This window comes from Streptomyces sp. NPDC034037 (assembly GCF_055575715.1).
The window spans coordinates 1,010,353-1,027,007 of sequence record NZ_JBVISC010000001.1 but is presented as its reverse complement, the minus strand read 5'-3'; the positions used below and the strand labels follow the sequence as shown (position 1 = coordinate 1,027,007).

The window sequence follows — 16,655 nt, the reverse complement described above, 5'->3', positions numbered from 1 at the left end:
GATGCTTGTCATGACGAAGACGGTCAATCACTGGATCGGTGGAAAGCCCGTCGAGGGCGCGTCCGGAACGTACGGCCCGGTCACCGACCCGGCGACCGGCGCCGTCACGACGCGGGTCGCCTTCGCGGACGTGGCCGAGGTGGACGCCGCCGTCGGCGCCGCGCGTGCGGCCTTCGCGACCTGGGGCACCTCCTCCCTCGCCAAGCGCACCTCGATCCTGTTCACGTTCCGCGCGCTGCTGGACGCCAACCGCGACGCGATCGCCGAGCTGATCGTCGCCGAGCACGGCAAGGTGCACTCCGACGCGCTCGGCGAGGTCGCCCGCGGCCTGGAGATCGTCGACCTGGCCTGCGGCATCACGGTGCAGCTGAAGGGCGAGCTGTCCACGGAGGTCGCCTCGCGCGTGGACGTCGCCTCCATCCGCCAGCCGCTCGGCGTCGTCGCGGGCATCACGCCGTTCAACTTCCCGGCCATGGTGCCGATGTGGATGTTCCCGCTGGCCATCGCCTGCGGCAACACCTTCGTCCTGAAGCCGTCGGAGAAGGACCCGTCGGCCGCCATGAAGATCGCGGAGCTGCTCGCCGAGGCCGGTCTGCCCGATGGCGTCTTCAACGTGGTGCACGGCGACAAGGTGGCCGTCGACCGCCTCCTGGAGCACCCGGACGTCGCGGCCGTCTCCTTCGTCGGCTCCACGCCCATCGCCCGCCACATCCACACCACCGCCTCCGCCAACGGCAAGCGCGTCCAGGCCCTCGGCGGCGCCAAGAACCACATGCTGGTCCTGCCCGACGCCGACCTGGACGCGGCGGCCGACGCCGCCGTCTCCGCGGCCTACGGCTCGGCGGGCGAGCGCTGCATGGCCATCTCGGCGGTCGTGGCGGTCGGCTCCATCGCCGACGAGCTGGTGGGCAAGATCAAGGAGCGCGCCGAGAAGATCAAGATCGGCCCGGGCAGCGACCCGGCGTCCGAGATGGGCCCGCTCATCACCGCCGCCCACCGGGACAAGGTCGCCTCCTACGTCACGGGCGCGGCGGCCGAGGGCTGCGAGGTCGTCCTGGACGGCACCGGGTACACCGTCGAGGGCCACGAGGACGGCCACTGGATCGGCCTGTCGCTGCTCGACCGCGTCCCGACCACCGCCAAGGCCTACCGGGACGAGATCTTCGGCCCGGTCCTGTGCGTGCTGCGCGTGGACACCTACGAGGAGGGCGTGGCGCTCATGAACGCCTCGCCGTTCGGCAACGGCACCGCGATCTTCACCAGGGACGGCGGCGCGGCCCGCCGCTTCCAGCTGGAGATCGAGGCGGGCATGGTCGGCGTGAACGTGCCGATCCCGGTGCCGGTGGGCTACCACTCCTTCGGCGGCTGGAAGGACTCCCTCTTCGGGGACCACCACATCTACGGCAACGACGGCACGCACTTCTACACGCGCGGCAAGGTCGTCACCACGCGCTGGCCCGACCCCTCCGACGCGCCGGCCGGTGTGGACCTGGGCTTCCCGCGCAACCACTGAGTCACCGGGGGGTGACCCCCCGTAGAGCAGGGCCGTCCGGATTTCGGACGGTCCTGATTCTTTTTTGGCGCCGCTCTTGCGGTTCCCGTGCACAGGGTGCAATTCGGGCAACGAAAGTGTTCGCGTTCATGTGCCTGCAATATGAAGGTCATCATCGGTGTCGGTATGTTCATTGAGCCCTCAAGAGGCAAACTCTTGCGAAAGCGAGGCGACTTGGCATGCGGGCGCGCTACGGATTCCGTAGGTAAATGACCGTTGACGTTCCGGTTAGCGCCGGGGTTCGATGACGCGCCGGGAGCCACGGAAAGACAGCTCGACAGCCTTCGGAGGCGATAAGGCTCCCCCCGCATCTCCTGCCGTACCAGTCGATCGGAATCGCGCTTCATGACCGACACGCTCCGCCCGCTCCCCTCGCCCACCACCGCGCCCCCCGCGACCCTGGCCGATCCGGGACGTCCCCAGAAGCTCAAGCGTTCCATCGGCGTCGTCGGCGGCACCCTGCTCACCCTGTCCTGCGTGACGCCCGCCTCCACGCTCTTCGTGGTCGTGCCCGACCTCTTCTCCTCGCTCGGCACCGCCACCGCGCTCACCATCGCGATCGGCTCGCTGCTCTGCGTCGGCGTCGCGTTCTGCTACTCCGAGCTGGGCACCCTCATCCCCAGCGCGGGCGGCGAGTACGCGATGGTCTCCACGATGGCGGGGCGCCTCGCGGGCTGGCTGGTCTTCGTCCTGTCGCTGCTGGTCGTGATGATCGTGCCGCCCGTCATCGCCATGGGTACGGCGGACTACCTGGCCCCGCTGGTCCACCTCGACCCGTCCTACGCGGGCGCCGGCGTCATGGTCTGCGCGACCCTCGCGGGCCTGCTCGACCTGCGCGCCAACGCCTGGATCACCGGCATCTTCCTGGTCCTCGAGGTCGTCGCGGCGGGCGTGGTGGCCGTCCTCGGCTTCACCCACGCCGAGCGCGGTGCGGGCAGCCTGACGGACCTGTCGGTGGCCGGTTCCGGTCCCGGCGGGATCGACGCCGTCACGGCCATGCTGATCGTCTCCGGCCTCGCCATCGCCCTCTTCGTCACCCAGGGCTTCTCCACGGCCGTCTACCTCTCCGAGGAGCTGGAGAACCCCCGCCGCAACGTCGCGCGCACCGTCCTCGCCACCCTCGCCATCTCCACCGTGATCATCCTGGTGCCGGTGGTCGCGATCACCATGGGCGCGGAGAGCCTGACGGCGCTCACCGAGGGCGACATCAGCGCCATGGTGACGGCCTGGTCCAACTCGGCCGTCGGTACGTTCGTCAGCCTCTGCGTCGCCCTCGCGATCATCAACGCGGGCATCGTCATGGTCATCCAGAACTCCCGCGTCCTGTTCGCCTCCGCCCGGGACAAGGCCTGGCCCTCGCCGGTCAACAACGCCCTGTCCAAGCTCGGCGCGTCCGGCGCCCCCTGGATCGCCACGCTCCTGGTCGGCGTGCCCGGCGCCCTCCTGTGCTTCGTCAACCTGGACACCCTGTACGGCGTGACGGGCGTCTCCGTGACCGGCATGTACCTCCTGGTGGCGGTCGCCGCGCTGCTGGGCCGGCGGGGCTCGCACGGTCACGCGGCCGCCTGGCGGATGCCGCTGTGGCCGGCCGTGCCGGTGCTGCTGATCGCCGTCCTCACGTACGTGCTGAGCCAGCAGGAGACGCAGTACCTCCTGTGGACCGGCGGCATCGTGGTCGTGGCCACCCTGTACTGGGCGCTGTACCTGCGCCCCCACCGCGACACGCGCTGGCTGGTCAGCGTCCCGGAGGACGGCCAGGAAGCGCCCCTCAGCCCCTCCGGCGTCTGAGGCGGGCCGCAGGCCCCGGACCCCGAGGGGCCGGGAACCCCGGGGCGGGGCCTCGGCAGACGGCGGGAGAGGGGCGCCTCAGCCCCGCAGCACCCGCCGCTCGATCTCCGCCCAGTCCTCGGGGTCCACCGCGGCGCTGCCGCCCACGTCCAGCAGGTCGCGGTCCTTGAAACCGCTCGACGTGGAGACGCACACCGCGGGACCCTGCGGCACCGCCGCCCCGAGCTGCCGGTACCCGGCCAGTCCCGCCGCGGCCGACAGCTCCGCCCAGAGTCCGGACCCCGCCAGCCGGTCCCGCGCCGCCGCCATCTCCGCGTCGGAGACCAGCAGCGCCCCGCCGCCGCTCTCCCGGACGGCGAGGGTCCCCCGGTAGCCGCCGACCGAGGAGCCGATCGCGTACGCCGCCGTCGGCGCGACCTCCACCCGTGTCGCCGGCACCCCCTCCCGCAGCGCGGCCGCCAGCGGGCCCCCGGCGGCGGGCTCACAGGAGTACAGGCGGGGCACCCGGTCGGCGAGGCCCAGCGTGACCAGCTCCGCGAAGCCCTTCCAGACGCCGAAGAGCAGCTCGCCGTAGCCGGTGGGCAGGAACACCGAGCCGGGCACGCCGAGTTCGGCGTAGATCTCGTAGGCGAGTGTCTTGTAGCCCTCGGGTCCGAACGCGTGGCCGGTGTGGGTGGGCGTCACATTGCTCACCGGGTGGTAGCCGAACCGCTCCACGATCCGCCGCAGCAGCGGCCACCGCGCGTCGGCGGGCACCGAGAGCACCACCGCGCCGTACGCCCGCAGGAACGCCTCGACCGCCGGCGGCGTCCCGGCCGAGCCGATCACCACGCACCGCAGGCCCGCCCGTGCCGCGTACGCCGCCGCCGAGGCCCCGTGGTTGCCCGACGAGGCGACGACGACGCCCTCCGCGCCCGTGCCGGCCGCCGCGCTGACCGTGACGCGGTTGATGCGGTCCTTGTGGCTCCACGTCGGATTGCGCGACTCGTCCTTGATCCACAGGTCGTCGCCGAGGGGGACGAGCGGGGTGCCGCCCTCGCCGAGCCCCGGCGCGTGCAGCGGCGGCAGGAGCGGCGCCCAGCGCTCATGCCCGCGCGGCCGCCCCGGCGCGGTGGTGAAGAGGTCGGCGGGGACCTTGTCGTAGGCGTAGTCCACCTCGACCGGGTACGACACGGTGTCGGTGCTGGTCACCGGGCAGCCGGTGGTGAGCGGGGGCCACAGGGGGAAGCGGACGGAGGGGTCCCCGAGCGAGCGCTGACCGGTGGCGAGGGAATCCGGGAGGGTCATGGATGCGGATGCGGCCGATGTCATGGGTGCAGCCTAGTTTCACCCCTGACGTGTGCGGGGCCGGTCGGCCACATCCGCCTACCGCGTCCGTGGTACGCGGGGCGCGGAGTCTACTCCCCGGGGAGGCGGGGCGGTTCCGACCGGCGGCCGCTCCGGTTGTCGGTGGCCGCCCGTACGGTGGACGGCATGGATCTACGACTGCCCAGGCCCAGGCTTCCCGGACCGCGCGGGCCACGCCGGCTGCTCGCCGCCGCGGCCGCCGTCGTGGTGCTCGCGGGGGCAGGCACCTGGACGGCGGTCGCGGCGGACGACGGCCCCACCGTGCACCGCGCCGACGGCACCCTCGACGCCGACGGCGCGAAGATCGACACCTCCTACTTCACCGCGGGCGACCCTGCCACCAAGCGGCCCGCGATCCTCATCGGCCACGGTTTCGGCGGCAGCAAGAGCGACGTGCGCGAACAGGCCGAGGAGCTGGCCGGGGACGGCTACGCGGTACTGACCTGGTCGGCGCGCGGCTTCGGCAGGTCCACCGGCAAGATCGGCCTGAACGACCCCGAGGCCGAGGTCGCCGACGTCTCCCGGCTCATCGACTGGCTGGCGAAGCGGCCCGAGGTGCGGCTCGACAAGGCGGGCGACCCGCGCGTGGGCGTCACCGGCGCCTCCTACGGGGGCGCGGTCTCCCTGCTCGCCGCCGGGCACGACCGGCGGGTGGACGCCATCGCCCCGCAGATCACCTACTGGAACCTCGCGGACGCGCTGTTCCCCGACGGCGTCTTCAAGAAGCTGTGGACCGGCTCGTTCATCAACACCGGCGGCGGCTGCGACAAGTTCGACAAGCAGCTGTGCGCCATGTACAACCGCGTCGCGGTCGCCGGGAAGCCCGACGCGAAGGCGCGCGAGCTGCTCGCCGCCCGCAGCCCCGCCGCCGTCGGCGACCGCATCGAGGTGCCGACGTACCTCGTACAGGGCCAGACGGACTCGCTCTTCCCGCTCGACCAGGGCGACGCCATCGCCCGGGCGGTCCGCGCCAACGGCGCGCCCGTGAAGGTCGACTGGATCGCGGGCGGCCACGACGCCGGCGAGCGGGAGAACGAGCGGGGGCGCGTGGAGCGGCGCGTCGGCACCTGGTTCGACCGCTATCTGAAGGGCGACAAGGGCGCCGACACCGGCCCCGCCTTCCGCGTCACCCGCACCGGAGGCATCGACTCCACCGACGGGGCGGCCCAACTGCGGGGCGCGAGCGGCGACACGTACCCCGGCCTGGACAGTGACCCGCGCGCGGTGCCCCTCGCCGGGCGCGAGCAGACCTTCGACAACCCCGCCGGGGCGAGCCCGCCCGCCGTCTCCACCCTCCCCGGCCTCGGCGGCAGAGGCCTGTCCCGGCTCTCCTCCCTCGGCGTCGGCGTCTCCCTCGACCTCCCCGGGCAGCACGCCGCCTTCACCTCGAAGCCACTGGCGCAGGACCTGCGGATCACCGGCTCACCGAAGGTGCGCGCCCACGTGAAGTCCTCCCGCGGGGACGCGGTGCTCTTCGCCAAGGTGTACGACGTCAGCCCCGACGGGAAGCAGCAGGTCCTGCCCTCCCAACTCGTCGCCCCCGTCCGCGTCGAGGGCGCCCAGCGGGGCAAGGACGTCGAGCTGCGGCTGCCCGCCGTCGACCACGAGGTGCGCAAGGGCCACAAGCTGCGCCTGGTCCTCGCCTCCACCGACCTCGGCTACGCCTCACCGGTCGAGCCCGCCACCTACACCGCCTCGCTGAAGAGCGACCTGTCGGTGCCCACGGCCCCCGGCCTGAAGACCGCCGCCGCGCCGCTGCCCGCCTGGGTGTGGTGGCTGCCCGCCGCCGGAGCGCTGATCGCCCTCGGGCTGCTGCTCACCGGCCGCCGCCGCACGACGGCACCGGCACCCGACCCCGCGCTCGCCGAAGTGCCCCTCCAGATCACGGACCTGAGCAAGCGGTACGCCAGGTCCAGCGACCGGTACGCCGTCCGCGACGTCTCCTTCCGCGTCGAGAGGGGCCAGGTCCTCGGCCTCCTCGGGCCCAATGGCGCGGGCAAGACCACCACCCTGCGCATGCTGATGGGCCTGATCCGCCCCGACGCGGGCGAGATCCGCGTCTTCGGCCAGGCGATCCGCCCGGGGGCGCCCGTCCTGTCCCGGGTCGGCGCGTTCGTGGAGGGCGCCGGCTTCCTGCCGCACCTCAGCGGCCGGGAGAACCTGGAGCTGTACTGGAAGGCTACCGGCCGCCCCGCCGAGGACGCCCACCTGGCCGAGGCCCTGGAGATCGCCGGGCTCGGCGACGCCCTGGCCCGCGCCGTGCGGACGTACTCCCAGGGCATGCGCCAGCGCCTCGCCATCGCCCAGGCCATGCTCGGCCTGCCGGACCTCCTGATCCTCGACGAGCCGACCAACGGCCTGGACCCGCCGCAGATCCGCGAGATGCGCGAGGTCATGATCCGCTACGCCCGCGGCGGGCGCACGGTCATCGTCTCCAGCCACCTCCTCGCCGAGATCGAGCAGTCCTGCACGCACCTGGTCGTCATGGACCGCGGCCGCCTCGTCCAGGCCGGCCCGGTCGCGGAGATCGTCGGCTCCGGGGACACGCTCCTCGTCGGGCTCGCGGCGCCGGTCCCCGACCCGCTGGTCGACAAGGTCGCCGCGCTGCCCGGCGTCGCCTCGGCGGTGCGCGCCGACGACGGCCTCCTGATACGCCTGGACGGCACACCGGCGGGCAGCGCCGCCCTGCTCCTGCCCGAACTGGTCCGCCTGGACGTGCCCGTGGAGTCCATGGGCCCGCACCGCCGCCTCGAAGAGGCGTTCCTGACCCTGATCGGAGGCACCGCATGAGCGCCCCCACTCTGGAGCGCCCCACGGCGCCCGGCTACCGCGCCGGCCGCACCCTGCCCCTGCGGGTCGAGGCGGTCCGCCAGCTGAAGCGGCGCCGCACGCAGGTGATGGGCGCCATCATGGTGCTGCTGCCCGTCGTGCTCGTCATCGCGTTCGCCGTCGCCGGTTCGCCGGGGGAGCGCAACAGCCAGGTGACGCTGATGGACACGGCGACGGCGTCCGCGACCAACTTCGCGGCGACCTGCCTGTTCGTCTCGGCGGGCTTCCTGCTCGTCATCCCCGTCGCGCTGTTCTGCGGGGACACGGTCGCCTCCGAGGCGAGCTGGTCGTCCCTGCGCTATCTGCTGGCGGCGCCGGTGCCGCGGGCCCGCCTGCTGTGGTCCAAGCTCGTCGTGGCCCTCGCCTTCAGCGCCGCGGCCATGGCCCTGCTCCCGCTGGTCGCGCTGGCCATCGGCGCGGTGGCCTACGGCTGGGGCCCGCTGGAGATCCCGACCGGCGGCGAACTGCCCGCGGCCACGGCGGCCCAGCGGCTCCTCGTCGTCGTCGGGTACGTCTTCGTGTCCCAACTGGTCACCGCGGGCCTCGCGTTCTGGCTCTCCACGAAGACCGACGCCCCGCTCGGCGCGGTCGGCGGCGCGGTCGGCCTGACGATCGTCGGCAACGTCCTGGACGCGGTCACCGCGCTGGGCGACTGGCGCGACTTCCTCCCCGCCCACTGGCAGTTCGCCTGGGCCGACGCCCTCCAGCCCCGCCCCGAGTGGGGCGGCATGCTCCAGGGCACGGCGATCTCGGTGACGTACGCGCTGGTCCTGTTCGCCCTGGCGTTCCGGGGGTTCGCGAGGAAGGACGTGGTCAGCTGAGGGGGAGTCCCCTCAGACGCCCCCGAACCCCCCGCCGCCGGCCCCCGGCTACCCGCACGCCTCCCGCTCCGCCCGCACCGGATCATTCGGGAACCGGAAGGACGTCAGCCCCACCGCCCCCGTCAGGTTCCGCCAGAACCGCCCGACCGACATCGGCGCACGCGTCGCCGCCCGCAGTTCCGTGAACGGCTCGCAGCGCAGGGCGCGGCGCGCGGCGGCCACCCGGGCGGAGTCGAGTCCGCCGGGCAGCGAGCCCTTGACCCCGCGTTCGGCGACGATCCACTCGTCCGGCAGCCGCTTGTCGTGCCCCACCCGGCCGTGGAAGCCCTCCGAGTGGGCCGCCAGCGGATACGCGAGCCCGATCGGGTCCAGGGCGGCGCCGGACAGCGGGACGACGGCGCCGCTGAACCCCAGGGTGTTGTAGACCCCGGTCACCCCGGGCCGGGCCGCCTTCACCGGGGTCCGGGCGAGCAACAGCGTGGGCGTGCCACGCCGCACCCGCTCCCGTACGAGAGCGGCGTAGGCCTTGTTGCCCGCCTGCCCGGCGAAATCGTGGTGCACGGGGTGGGAGGCGGCGTTCTGCCACACGTACACCCCGCGCTCGTCCGCGACCCCGGCCGGCCCGATCCGCCCCTCGTAGGGGACCCGCAGCACCGCCGCGCACACCACCGCCCACACCGCGACCCCGGCCGCGACGATCGTCCACGCGCGTGTGAGCGGCACGAGGAAGACGGGCAACAGCATGAGCAGCAGCCCCGGCAGGAACATCCGCCCGTGCATGAAGTCGCCGCCCACCTTGATGACGTAGAGCCAGCACAGCGCCCCCGCGACCACCGGGGCGAGGACGGGAGCCACCGCCTCGACGCGCTCGCCGCGCCACCCCGCCCGCCCGGACGCCAGGACGGCCGCGACGATCATCAGCAGTGGCAGCCACAGGACGTACGGCCCCACGAAGTCCGAGAGATAGTCGAACCCCCTGCCCCACAGGCTCCGTGAGGCTTCCTTGGTGACGCCGGGCAGCGGCATCAGATGCCCGTAGTACCCCATGCGGAAGATCTCGTACGCGACCGGCAGCGCGCCCGCGACCCCGGCGCCCGCGAGCGCCCCGCGCCACGAGGGGCGCGCCACGGCCCACTGGGCGGCCAGGAACACCGCCGACACCAGTGCGAGGTCCGGCCGTACGAGCGGCCCGAGGCCCAGCACCGCGCAGGTGGTCAGCGCGCGCGGCCGCGCGACGAGCGCCAGCCAGGCCCCCGCGAGCCAGCAGGTGGCGAGCCCCGTCTCCAGACCGGAGGTCGCGAAGTCCCAGACCGGCGGCAGCGCGAGCAGCACCAGGGCCCCGCAGGGCAGCAGAACTCGGCCCCCGCCCTCGCCGCCGTGCAGGCGGAGCGCCGCGAGCCCGGCGAGCGCGAAGCCGGCGGCGGTCAGCAGCAGGCCGCCGTACATCGCCGCCGTGGCGATGTCGAGGCCGGGCGCCCCGGCGACCACGAGCAGCCACTGCCACAGGGTGCCGGTGGACGACTCGGCCCGCTCCCCGGCGTTGAACACGGGCCCGTTACCGGCGAGGACCTGACGGACCGTACGTACGTAGATGTGCCCGTCGTCGGACATCCAGCGCCGCTGGAAGCCGGCGACGGCGATGACGAGGGCGGGCAGGAGGGCCAGGGCGAGACGCGCGGGGCCCCGCCACCGCCCGTGCCCGGCGGCGACGGGCGGCCGGGCCTGCGCGACACGGACCTCGGGGGAGTACGTAGACGTCATGCGCCCTACATCGGCGCCACGCCCACCCCGCTTGAGCCGCCCGCCGACCGCTGACCGCCGTCCGCCCGCCGTCGCGGGGGGCCCCTACGCCTTGGGGATGTCGAAGTACCGTGTGAGCCCCGCGGCGAGTGCCAGGTCGCCCGTGATCCGCACCTTGCGCGTCACGAACAGCACGACGGGGCTGGCGTTCCCCGACACCAGCTTCAGGAACTCCGCGTCGGCCATGGTGAGCGCGACCCGCGGCCGCGCCTCGGAGCGGCCCGCCCGCACGGTGCAGGTCCCGTCCGCGATCAACGTCTCGTACACGACGTCCGGGTTACCGCCCACCCCCGTGACCGTCCAACGGATCAACGCCGCGAGCGAACCGGCCGCCTCCGGCCTGAACTGCCGTTCCACGCGCCCGAAGACCTCGTCCAGGACGCGAGCCCGCAGCGCGCCGTCCCGGGCGATCCCGGCGATCTCCCGGCCGGAGAGCCCCTTCACGGTGCGGGCGAACTCATCGGGCGTGACGCTCGCGAAGTCCAGTCCGGCGATCCTGCTGATCTCGTCCGCCACGGCGGTCTCCTCCAACCCTCGACCCTGCGGTAAGCGGTCCACTCCCCCCGGCAGAAGACAGTGGGATTGTATTTTCGCCCCTCCCGCACCGATTGGCGCCGTTCACAGAAGCCCATTCGCCCCCGCAGGGGGCGCGCACTCACCGCCGCCGCGTCACCTGCGCGCCCCGCGCGCGATCCGGTCGAGCTGCTTGCTGACCACGACGTCGATCGGCAGCCGCGGCGGCCGCTGCGCGTCGCGGTCGCTGACGTGGACGGTGAGGGAGCCCACACGGACCAGCACATGATGATCGGTCGCCACGGCGCCCCCGCGGCCGTCCATGCTCAGCTCGAAGGCGACGGCCTCGTCCCCGAGGGCGGGCGCCTTCCCGACGGTGACCCGGGAGTCGAGCCGGCCCTCCGGCATCCGCGCCACCAGGGTCCGGCAGGTCCGCAGCCCCTCCTCGAACCTCCGGAACCACGTGGCGGCCTCGTCCCCCTCGTACGCGGCCAACCACGTCCGACCGCCCCAACGTTCCTTGTCCCACCAGAAATCCTGGATCACGGAGGTGGACGCGTGCTGCGTGACGAGCATGTCGAGTACGTCCTGACACCCGGCGCCCTCGGCCGAAACACGCGGTTCGTACCGGGGTGCGGGCGCCTGCACGGTCATCCCGTACAGGCCCGGCACCTCCCCGTCCCGGAGCAGCAGGCCCTTCAACTGCCCGGTCGTCAGAGCGCGGGCGGGCGACGGCGACGCCGAGGCGGCCGGCGTATCCGCCCCGGCCCCGTGACCCGTGGCCGCCCCGTCGTCACCCGGCGCCGAACACCCACCGACCCCGAGCGCCCCGACGGCCCCGAACACCCCGGCGACCACGACACCCCGCCACCACGACCCCACGGCCACCACTCCCTGCCCTACTCCCTGACCCACTCCGTACGAGAGGGGCAGACGCTACGGCCAGGAGGGGCGTTTCAGCCAGCCGGACAGATCCGAATCTCGTCAGACGACACCGAGGAGCCCAAGCTGTTGCACTGCCAAGAGGACGAGGCCTCCGGTGTACGAGAGCGTGTTGAGAAGAGGAAGAACGGCCCCCTCGATCGTGTTGTCTCCGGCGAGGAGTGTTGACAGTAGATTGCTCATCATTTCCCTTTCGGTGAATTCCGCCCAAAGAGCGCAGAATTGGGGGACGGTTTCCCGCAGATGTTTCTGCTACTCCTGGCGTCACCCCAATGAGGGAAGCGGGAGTGCGGCAGGCGGGCGTACGAGGGCCGAGCCCGACGGAGGCGCACGGTGCCGCAGGTCACCGCAGAACCGATAAGAGACTAGCCAGACATCGTTCAATGCGACATTTCCGCCACCCGTTTGCCGCGCATCCTCCGTAATGCGGACCCGTTAGGTTGAACATGACGAAAACAAGGGCCAAGGCGGCGGGGAGCTGCCGCGTCGCCTCAATTGGCTTTGTTCCAGGCGCGGTTCCCATGGGGGGCTGGATTTACGCCCCGTCCCCCGCCAGGGAGGCCTGCGCGGCCCTGCACGATGGAAACCAGAGGGTCGAACTGCGCCACAGCGGCACGCTGGTTGAAGACTTGCTCACGGAACTCAACGCCATCCAGGCCCGGTTCACCGCCGTGGCCGACCACCCGGTGGCCGGCGTGGGCCCCGCCGCTCTGGCCCCTCGGGGGCCCTATCGTGCGTGAGTCACGCGGGCGCCACAGCCGACTGGACGACCGGCCCGCCCCCGTAGGCCCTCCCACCGGATATCCGACGACTGATCACACGCAGGTCTGGGAGCAGTCCCTCCCCCCGTTCGATCAGCTGGACGTCCACTGGGACCCGGCGGAAGAACTCGCCCACCTGCTGCACGAAGCCGTCGAGAACGAGAAGAACGACGCTCCGCCCCCGCCTGAGATCAACGAGGACCCGGTACCCGAAGGCGACGGTGCCGCCCCCGCCGACCTCACCGGATCCAACGGCTCCACCGGCTCCACCGCGGAGTTGCCGGCTCAGCGCTCCCCGGTCTCCCACCACCGGCGCTCCCGCTCCCGTCCCCACAAGCGGACCCGGAGCGCCCTGCGCGCGACGAGCTTCCTCCTCGCCGTGCTCGCCGCCGCCGTGGTCTCCATGGTGTGCGTCTTCGGCGGCCTGGTCAGCTACGACCCCCTGCGCCTCGTCGCCACGTACCGCACGACACCGGGTGCGGTCGGATGGTGGCCCCTGCTCGTCTACGGCCCCTGGGTGGTCGCTTCCCTGTCCATCCTGCGCGCCGCCCTCCACCGTCGCCGCGCGGCGCACTCATGGGCCATCGTCCTCTTCTTCTCCATCGTCTCGATACTGCTGTGTGTGGCCCAGGTGCCCCGCCCTCTGGTGGAGGCCGCCGCCGCGGCGCTTCCCGCCCTGGCCGCCCTGGCCTGCTTCCAGCAACTGGTCCGCCAGATCACCTTGACCCGCCCGCCCCGCCAGGCCACCCCCCGCCACCGAAACCGCAACCCCCGCCCCCGCCAGCACCCCACGGACGGCCCCCCCAAAACCGCCTAGCGGCGGCGATGCTCCCGCAAGGCGGGGGCGACGTGGCGCATGAAGGCCCGATACGAGCGTTTGCGGTACTCCCCGGAGCAGCCGGTGACGATGTGCAGGCGCTCCAGGCCGAGGTCGGCGAGGGCGAGTATCCGGTCCCGGCAGTAGGCGGCCGGCCCCAGCACGGCGAAGGAGTCGAGGCAGCCGGGGGCCGGATCCGCCGTGCGGTGCCGGGAGAAGCGGGCGAAGGTGGCGATGCCGTGGGCCGCCTCGGTGCGGGCCCGGTCCGTGTCGTCGTCGACGACGACATGGATGAAGGCGGCCAGCCGCACGTCGGGCCGGGCCGCGCGGGCGGTATCGGCGGCCTCCCGCAGCCGCTCGCGGTCCGCGCCCACGGACAGCGCCGTCACGTCGGCCGTCGTGGCCGCCGCCCGGATGGTGCGCGGCCCGGAGGCGACGAGGAACACCTCCGGCCCCGCGCCCTCGGGGACGCGGGAGAGCCACGCGAGGCGGCTGTCGTCGGGCAGCTGCGCCAGCCGCCCCTGGAAGACCTGGGGCGCCCCACGGCGGGCGGTGCTCGCGGGCACGGGTCCGCCGCGCAGATAGGTCCGCACGGCCGTGGCGTACGAGACGAGGTGCGAGGTCGGAACGGGCGCGAGGCCGAGCCGGTCGAGGGAGCTGTCCCCCCGGCCGATGCCGAGGGCCACGCGCCGCCCGGATTCCAGGTGCGCGGACATGGTGGCCGCGGCGGTCACGGCGGGATGCCGGGTCCAGGGGTTGGTGACGCCGACGCCCAGCCGAATGCGGCTGGTGGTCAGAGCTGCGGCGGTCAGGGCGACGTAGGGATCGCCCATCAGACACTGGGAGTCACCGAAGGTGACGCCGTCCCAGCCGGCCGCCTCAAGTTCGGGGGCCTCGCGCACGCCGGGTGTGGCCTGCACCGTCGCCCACAGGTCGAGGTCCATGTTTTTCACGGTATGACCGGTTCCGGGTCTTTGCTCGGCGGGAGAAACGCCTGGCCTCTTGTACGTGTTGTACGAGGGCCAGGCGCCGTCCGCGGTTGCCGGGTCCGGCATCAACTGGCCGAGGCCGAGGCCGAGGGGTTGGGCTTGGGCCGTGCGCTGACAGCCGTCCCGGGGGTCAGGGACTCGTCCGGCACGTCCCTGTCCTTCGGGTCGTAGGGCACCACCGGCTCTTCGGCCGGCGTGTAGGGCAGCGGCCGGTGGGTCTTGCAGCGGGCGATCTCGGTGGGCGAGAGGGTGCCGTGCCGCTGGAAGACACGGTCGGAGGTGATGCGGGAGGGACCGTCGTAGGTGATGAACAGGCGGTGGATGGCCTTGTTGCTTGAGCCCGCGTCCTGGCTTCCCGTCTTGTCCGTGACGGTGTAGTGGCCATCGGCCCGTTCACGGGCGGCGGACACCTCGACCCAACTCGCGTGATTCTTCGGGGTGACGACGTCGATGTCGCGTTCCACTGTCCGCGACCACTGCCACGGCTGGTCACGGACCTTCTCGTAGGCCGCCGCGAAATGCACCGCCGCTGCCCCGGGTACGGCTTGCTCCTTGTCCTTCGCGACACCGGATTCCTTGGGCGCGACGTGCGAGACGTCATGACTCAGGTCCTCACCGGTCAGTCCGTCGTGTGAACTGGAGTCGAGGAACTGCGTCTTGCCCGCCTGGGTGCCACTGTCGAAGGACCGTTCACGGTAGACGACCCTCCTCCTGTCCCGCAGGGCCGCCGAGGCCTGGCTCTCGCTGAACGTGCAGTTCTCGTAGACCTCGCCGACCGGCCGAGGCCGGTCGTAGTAGCCGTAGGAGTACCGCTGGTTGAGGGTGAACGTGCAGCGGTTGGCAGTATCCGCACACGCATCCAGTGCTGCGGACACGTCCCCCGTGTAGTCATTGCCCTGGTACGCCTCAGCAGGCGGAAGGTCGCTCTTGCGCGAGCTCTTGTCGACCTCGATGGGCCGCTGACGCGCGGACACAGCGGCGATCATGGGATGGCACTCTGCGCTCACGTCCTTCTGGTTCTTCTCGTCCTTGCCGTACTTCACGTCGGTGAGGGCGAAGGCCACCCGAGGATTGTTGGTTTTGGCGGTGTACTGTAGTTCGACTTCCTTCCATTTGGCTTCGCCGACTTCGACTTCCTCCTTCTTCTTCTCGTTGTCGAACGTCCTCTTCGTGAACGTCGGCGCGTCAACCGTGCCGTCCCACACGTGCTCCTTTTCATTGAGCACATGAAGCTGGATCTGCTTGCGCTGCTCCTCCTTCGGATCCTTGTCCTTGCCGGTCGACTTGCACTTCTCGGCGTTGGTCGTGGGCGAGTACGCGAACCGCAACGTGATCCGTGACCCTCGACGCACATCCCACAGTCGAGTCTTCAGATGCTTGCCGGTGCCGCCGGGAAGGTCTCCGTCCGCGGCGAGCAGCGCATCGACCCGCACGGCCTGCCCTCTCTCGCCGCGACCCGCTCGGTACGTTCCGGCCGCGACCACTACTCCCGCCGCACTGTCCGCTGTCTGGCGGCCCCAGTACAACGGCGCCGTGCCGTCGACCTGCTCCCATTCCTTCTTGCTGCCGATCGCGATCGACGGCTGGCTAAAGGATCCGTTGACCACCGGCACGTCAACTTCCTTCTCCTCCAGCTGTGGTGGCGTCGGCTTCGCCACCGCCGCGTGGACGGCGGACACCGGCACGACGGTCATCACCACGCCGACCGCCAGAAGAGCACGACGGCTCATTCTCTGTCTCACTGTTCTCTCCTTCTGTCCCTGGACGCCGAGGCGCCAACTACTGCGCGAATGGACTTGCTTGCGGCACACCTCGCCGTCAGCAGAATCTCTCCTTGGTGTCGAAACGGGTGACGTTTGACGGGACGGTCGCCATGAGCGACAGCGGAACGGAGCAGAGCCCGTTCACGGCCTCGCTGAACGGCGTGTCACGGTCCTTCTGCGCCTCCTGGAAGCCCGTCACCTTTGACTCCAGGCCGTTCTGGAAGGACTGCATGTGCGTGTGCGCGCTCTGGATGCCCGCCACTTGGTCCATGCAGGTCGAGATGTGCGGATCGTCCGCGGCGGCCCGTCTGTCCGCGGAGGAACCGGAACGGGGCGGCCGATCGACGGATTCGTTCGCCTTATCGGGCTGCTCCTGCTGGGACGGCGGTGCGGTCGAGGCCGGCGGGCAGTCCTTGAGCCGTGCGTCGACCCCGCCCTTCATCTTGCAGGTGGGGGACTGCTTTTGTTCATCCGCTGCGGGGGGACACGGATTCTCCTGTGTTACCGCGGGCCGGCTCACCTGCGGGGTCTCTGGCGGCTCCGCCGTCGGCGTTTGCGGTGTCGGCGCGCGCGAGTAGTCGGGGTCGGGTGACGCGTTCGCCGTACCCACGCCGTACGAATGGGTCGCCGTGGCAACGGAGTTGGGAGCGGCGACTGCCGACGCGCCGAGAAGCCCGGCTGCCAGCATGACGGGAGCGACAATCGCAGCGATTTTGCGGCTGTCCACGTTTTT

At 71.9% G+C, this 16,655-nt stretch carries 12 protein-coding genes; 5 read left to right on the top strand and 7 right to left on the bottom strand.

What is annotated here, in order from left to right:
• The first annotated feature begins 10 nt into the window (after window positions 1-10).
• The gene (gene mmsA, locus ACZ516_RS04620; protein ID WP_361075873.1) at window positions 11-1,513 is read left to right on the top strand and encodes a CoA-acylating methylmalonate-semialdehyde dehydrogenase; all 1,503 of its coding nucleotides are present in this window, start codon (window positions 11-13) and stop codon (window positions 1,511-1,513) included.
• A 384-nt stretch (window positions 1,514-1,897) separates the two neighbouring features.
• The gene (locus ACZ516_RS04615) at window positions 1,898-3,340 is read left to right on the top strand and encodes an APC family permease (protein WP_469008458.1); all 1,443 of its coding nucleotides are present in this window, start codon (window positions 1,898-1,900) and stop codon (window positions 3,338-3,340) included.
• Between the two features lie 78 nt (window positions 3,341-3,418).
• Here ACZ516_RS04615 and ACZ516_RS04610 read toward each other — a convergent pair whose 3' ends face one another.
• Window positions 3,419-4,651, bottom strand: coding sequence for a threonine synthase (locus ACZ516_RS04610; protein WP_469008456.1), 1,233 nt, complete (start codon window positions 4,649-4,651; stop codon window positions 3,419-3,421).
• Window positions 4,652-4,813: 162 nt separating this feature from the next.
• On the opposite strand from ACZ516_RS04610, the gene ACZ516_RS04605 reads away from it, so the two are divergent.
• Both ACZ516_RS04605 and ACZ516_RS04600 read left to right on the top strand, forming a co-directional pair.
• Window positions 4,814-7,477, top strand: coding sequence for an alpha/beta fold hydrolase (locus ACZ516_RS04605; RefSeq protein ID WP_469008455.1), 2,664 nt, complete (start codon window positions 4,814-4,816; stop codon window positions 7,475-7,477).
• A complete protein-coding gene (locus tag ACZ516_RS04600) occupies window positions 7,474-8,337 on the top strand; it encodes an ABC transporter permease (protein WP_358580488.1) in 864 nt (287 codons plus the stop codon). The genes ACZ516_RS04605 and ACZ516_RS04600 overlap by 4 nt, the downstream gene beginning before the upstream one ends.
• Window positions 8,338-8,385: 48 nt before the next feature.
• Here the strand turns inward: ACZ516_RS04600 and ACZ516_RS04595 are convergent, their stop codons facing one another.
• The 3 genes from ACZ516_RS04595 to ACZ516_RS04585 form a co-directional block, all read right to left on the bottom strand.
• Window positions 8,386-10,098 (bottom strand): arabinofuranosyltransferase AftB family protein, encoded by a 1,713-nt coding sequence (locus ACZ516_RS04595; RefSeq protein WP_469008453.1) that lies wholly within the window; start codon window positions 10,096-10,098, stop codon window positions 8,386-8,388.
• 84 nt (window positions 10,099-10,182) lie between these two features.
• Complete coding sequence (locus ACZ516_RS04590) at window positions 10,183-10,668, bottom strand: SCP2 sterol-binding domain-containing protein (protein ID WP_469008452.1); 486 nt, start codon at window positions 10,666-10,668, stop codon at window positions 10,183-10,185.
• A gap of 138 nt (window positions 10,669-10,806) precedes the next feature.
• Window positions 10,807-11,532, bottom strand: a complete 726-nt coding sequence (locus ACZ516_RS04585) for a hypothetical protein (RefSeq protein WP_469008450.1) — start codon at window positions 11,530-11,532, stop codon at window positions 10,807-10,809.
• Between the two features lie 792 nt (window positions 11,533-12,324).
• Here ACZ516_RS04585 and ACZ516_RS04580 point away from each other — a divergent pair.
• Entirely contained in the window at window positions 12,325-13,170 is an 846-nt protein-coding gene (locus tag ACZ516_RS04580) for a DUF2637 domain-containing protein (RefSeq protein WP_469008449.1), read from the top strand.
• On the opposite strand, the gene ACZ516_RS04575 is transcribed toward ACZ516_RS04580, so the two are convergent.
• The 3 genes from ACZ516_RS04575 to ACZ516_RS04565 form a co-directional block, all read right to left on the bottom strand.
• Window positions 13,167-14,114: an LLM class flavin-dependent oxidoreductase gene (locus ACZ516_RS04575; RefSeq protein WP_469008447.1), complete on the bottom strand. Its 948-nt coding sequence runs from the start codon at window positions 14,112-14,114 to the stop codon at window positions 13,167-13,169. The two genes, ACZ516_RS04580 and ACZ516_RS04575, sit on opposite strands and share 4 nt — an antisense overlap.
• Before the next feature lie 110 nt (window positions 14,115-14,224).
• Window positions 14,225-15,901 (bottom strand): hypothetical protein, encoded by a 1,677-nt coding sequence (locus ACZ516_RS04570; RefSeq protein ID WP_469008446.1) that lies wholly within the window; start codon window positions 15,899-15,901, stop codon window positions 14,225-14,227.
• A 76-nt stretch (window positions 15,902-15,977) separates the two neighbouring features.
• Window positions 15,978-16,649, bottom strand: a complete 672-nt coding sequence (locus tag ACZ516_RS04565; RefSeq protein ID WP_469008445.1) for a superantigen-like protein SSL4 — start codon at window positions 16,647-16,649, stop codon at window positions 15,978-15,980.
• Window positions 16,650-16,655 lie beyond the last annotated feature (6 nt).

Coding starts and splice junctions, on each gene's coding strand:
- ACZ516_RS04605 (WP_469008455.1), top strand. CDS start 4,814: ATGGATCTACGACTGCCCAGGCCCAGGCTTCCCGGACCGCGCGGGCCA.
- ACZ516_RS04610 (WP_469008456.1), bottom strand. CDS start 4,651: ATGACATCGGCCGCATCCGCATCCATGACCCTCCCGGATTCCCTCGCC.
- mmsA (WP_361075873.1), top strand. CDS start 11: ATGACGAAGACGGTCAATCACTGGATCGGTGGAAAGCCCGTCGAGGGC.
- ACZ516_RS04615 (WP_469008458.1), top strand. CDS start 1,898: ATGACCGACACGCTCCGCCCGCTCCCCTCGCCCACCACCGCGCCCCCC.
- ACZ516_RS04600 (WP_358580488.1), top strand. CDS start 7,474: ATGAGCGCCCCCACTCTGGAGCGCCCCACGGCGCCCGGCTACCGCGCC.
- ACZ516_RS04575 (WP_469008447.1), bottom strand. CDS start 14,114: ATGGACCTCGACCTGTGGGCGACGGTGCAGGCCACACCCGGCGTGCGC.
- ACZ516_RS04595 (WP_469008453.1), bottom strand. CDS start 10,098: ATGACGTCTACGTACTCCCCCGAGGTCCGTGTCGCGCAGGCCCGGCCG.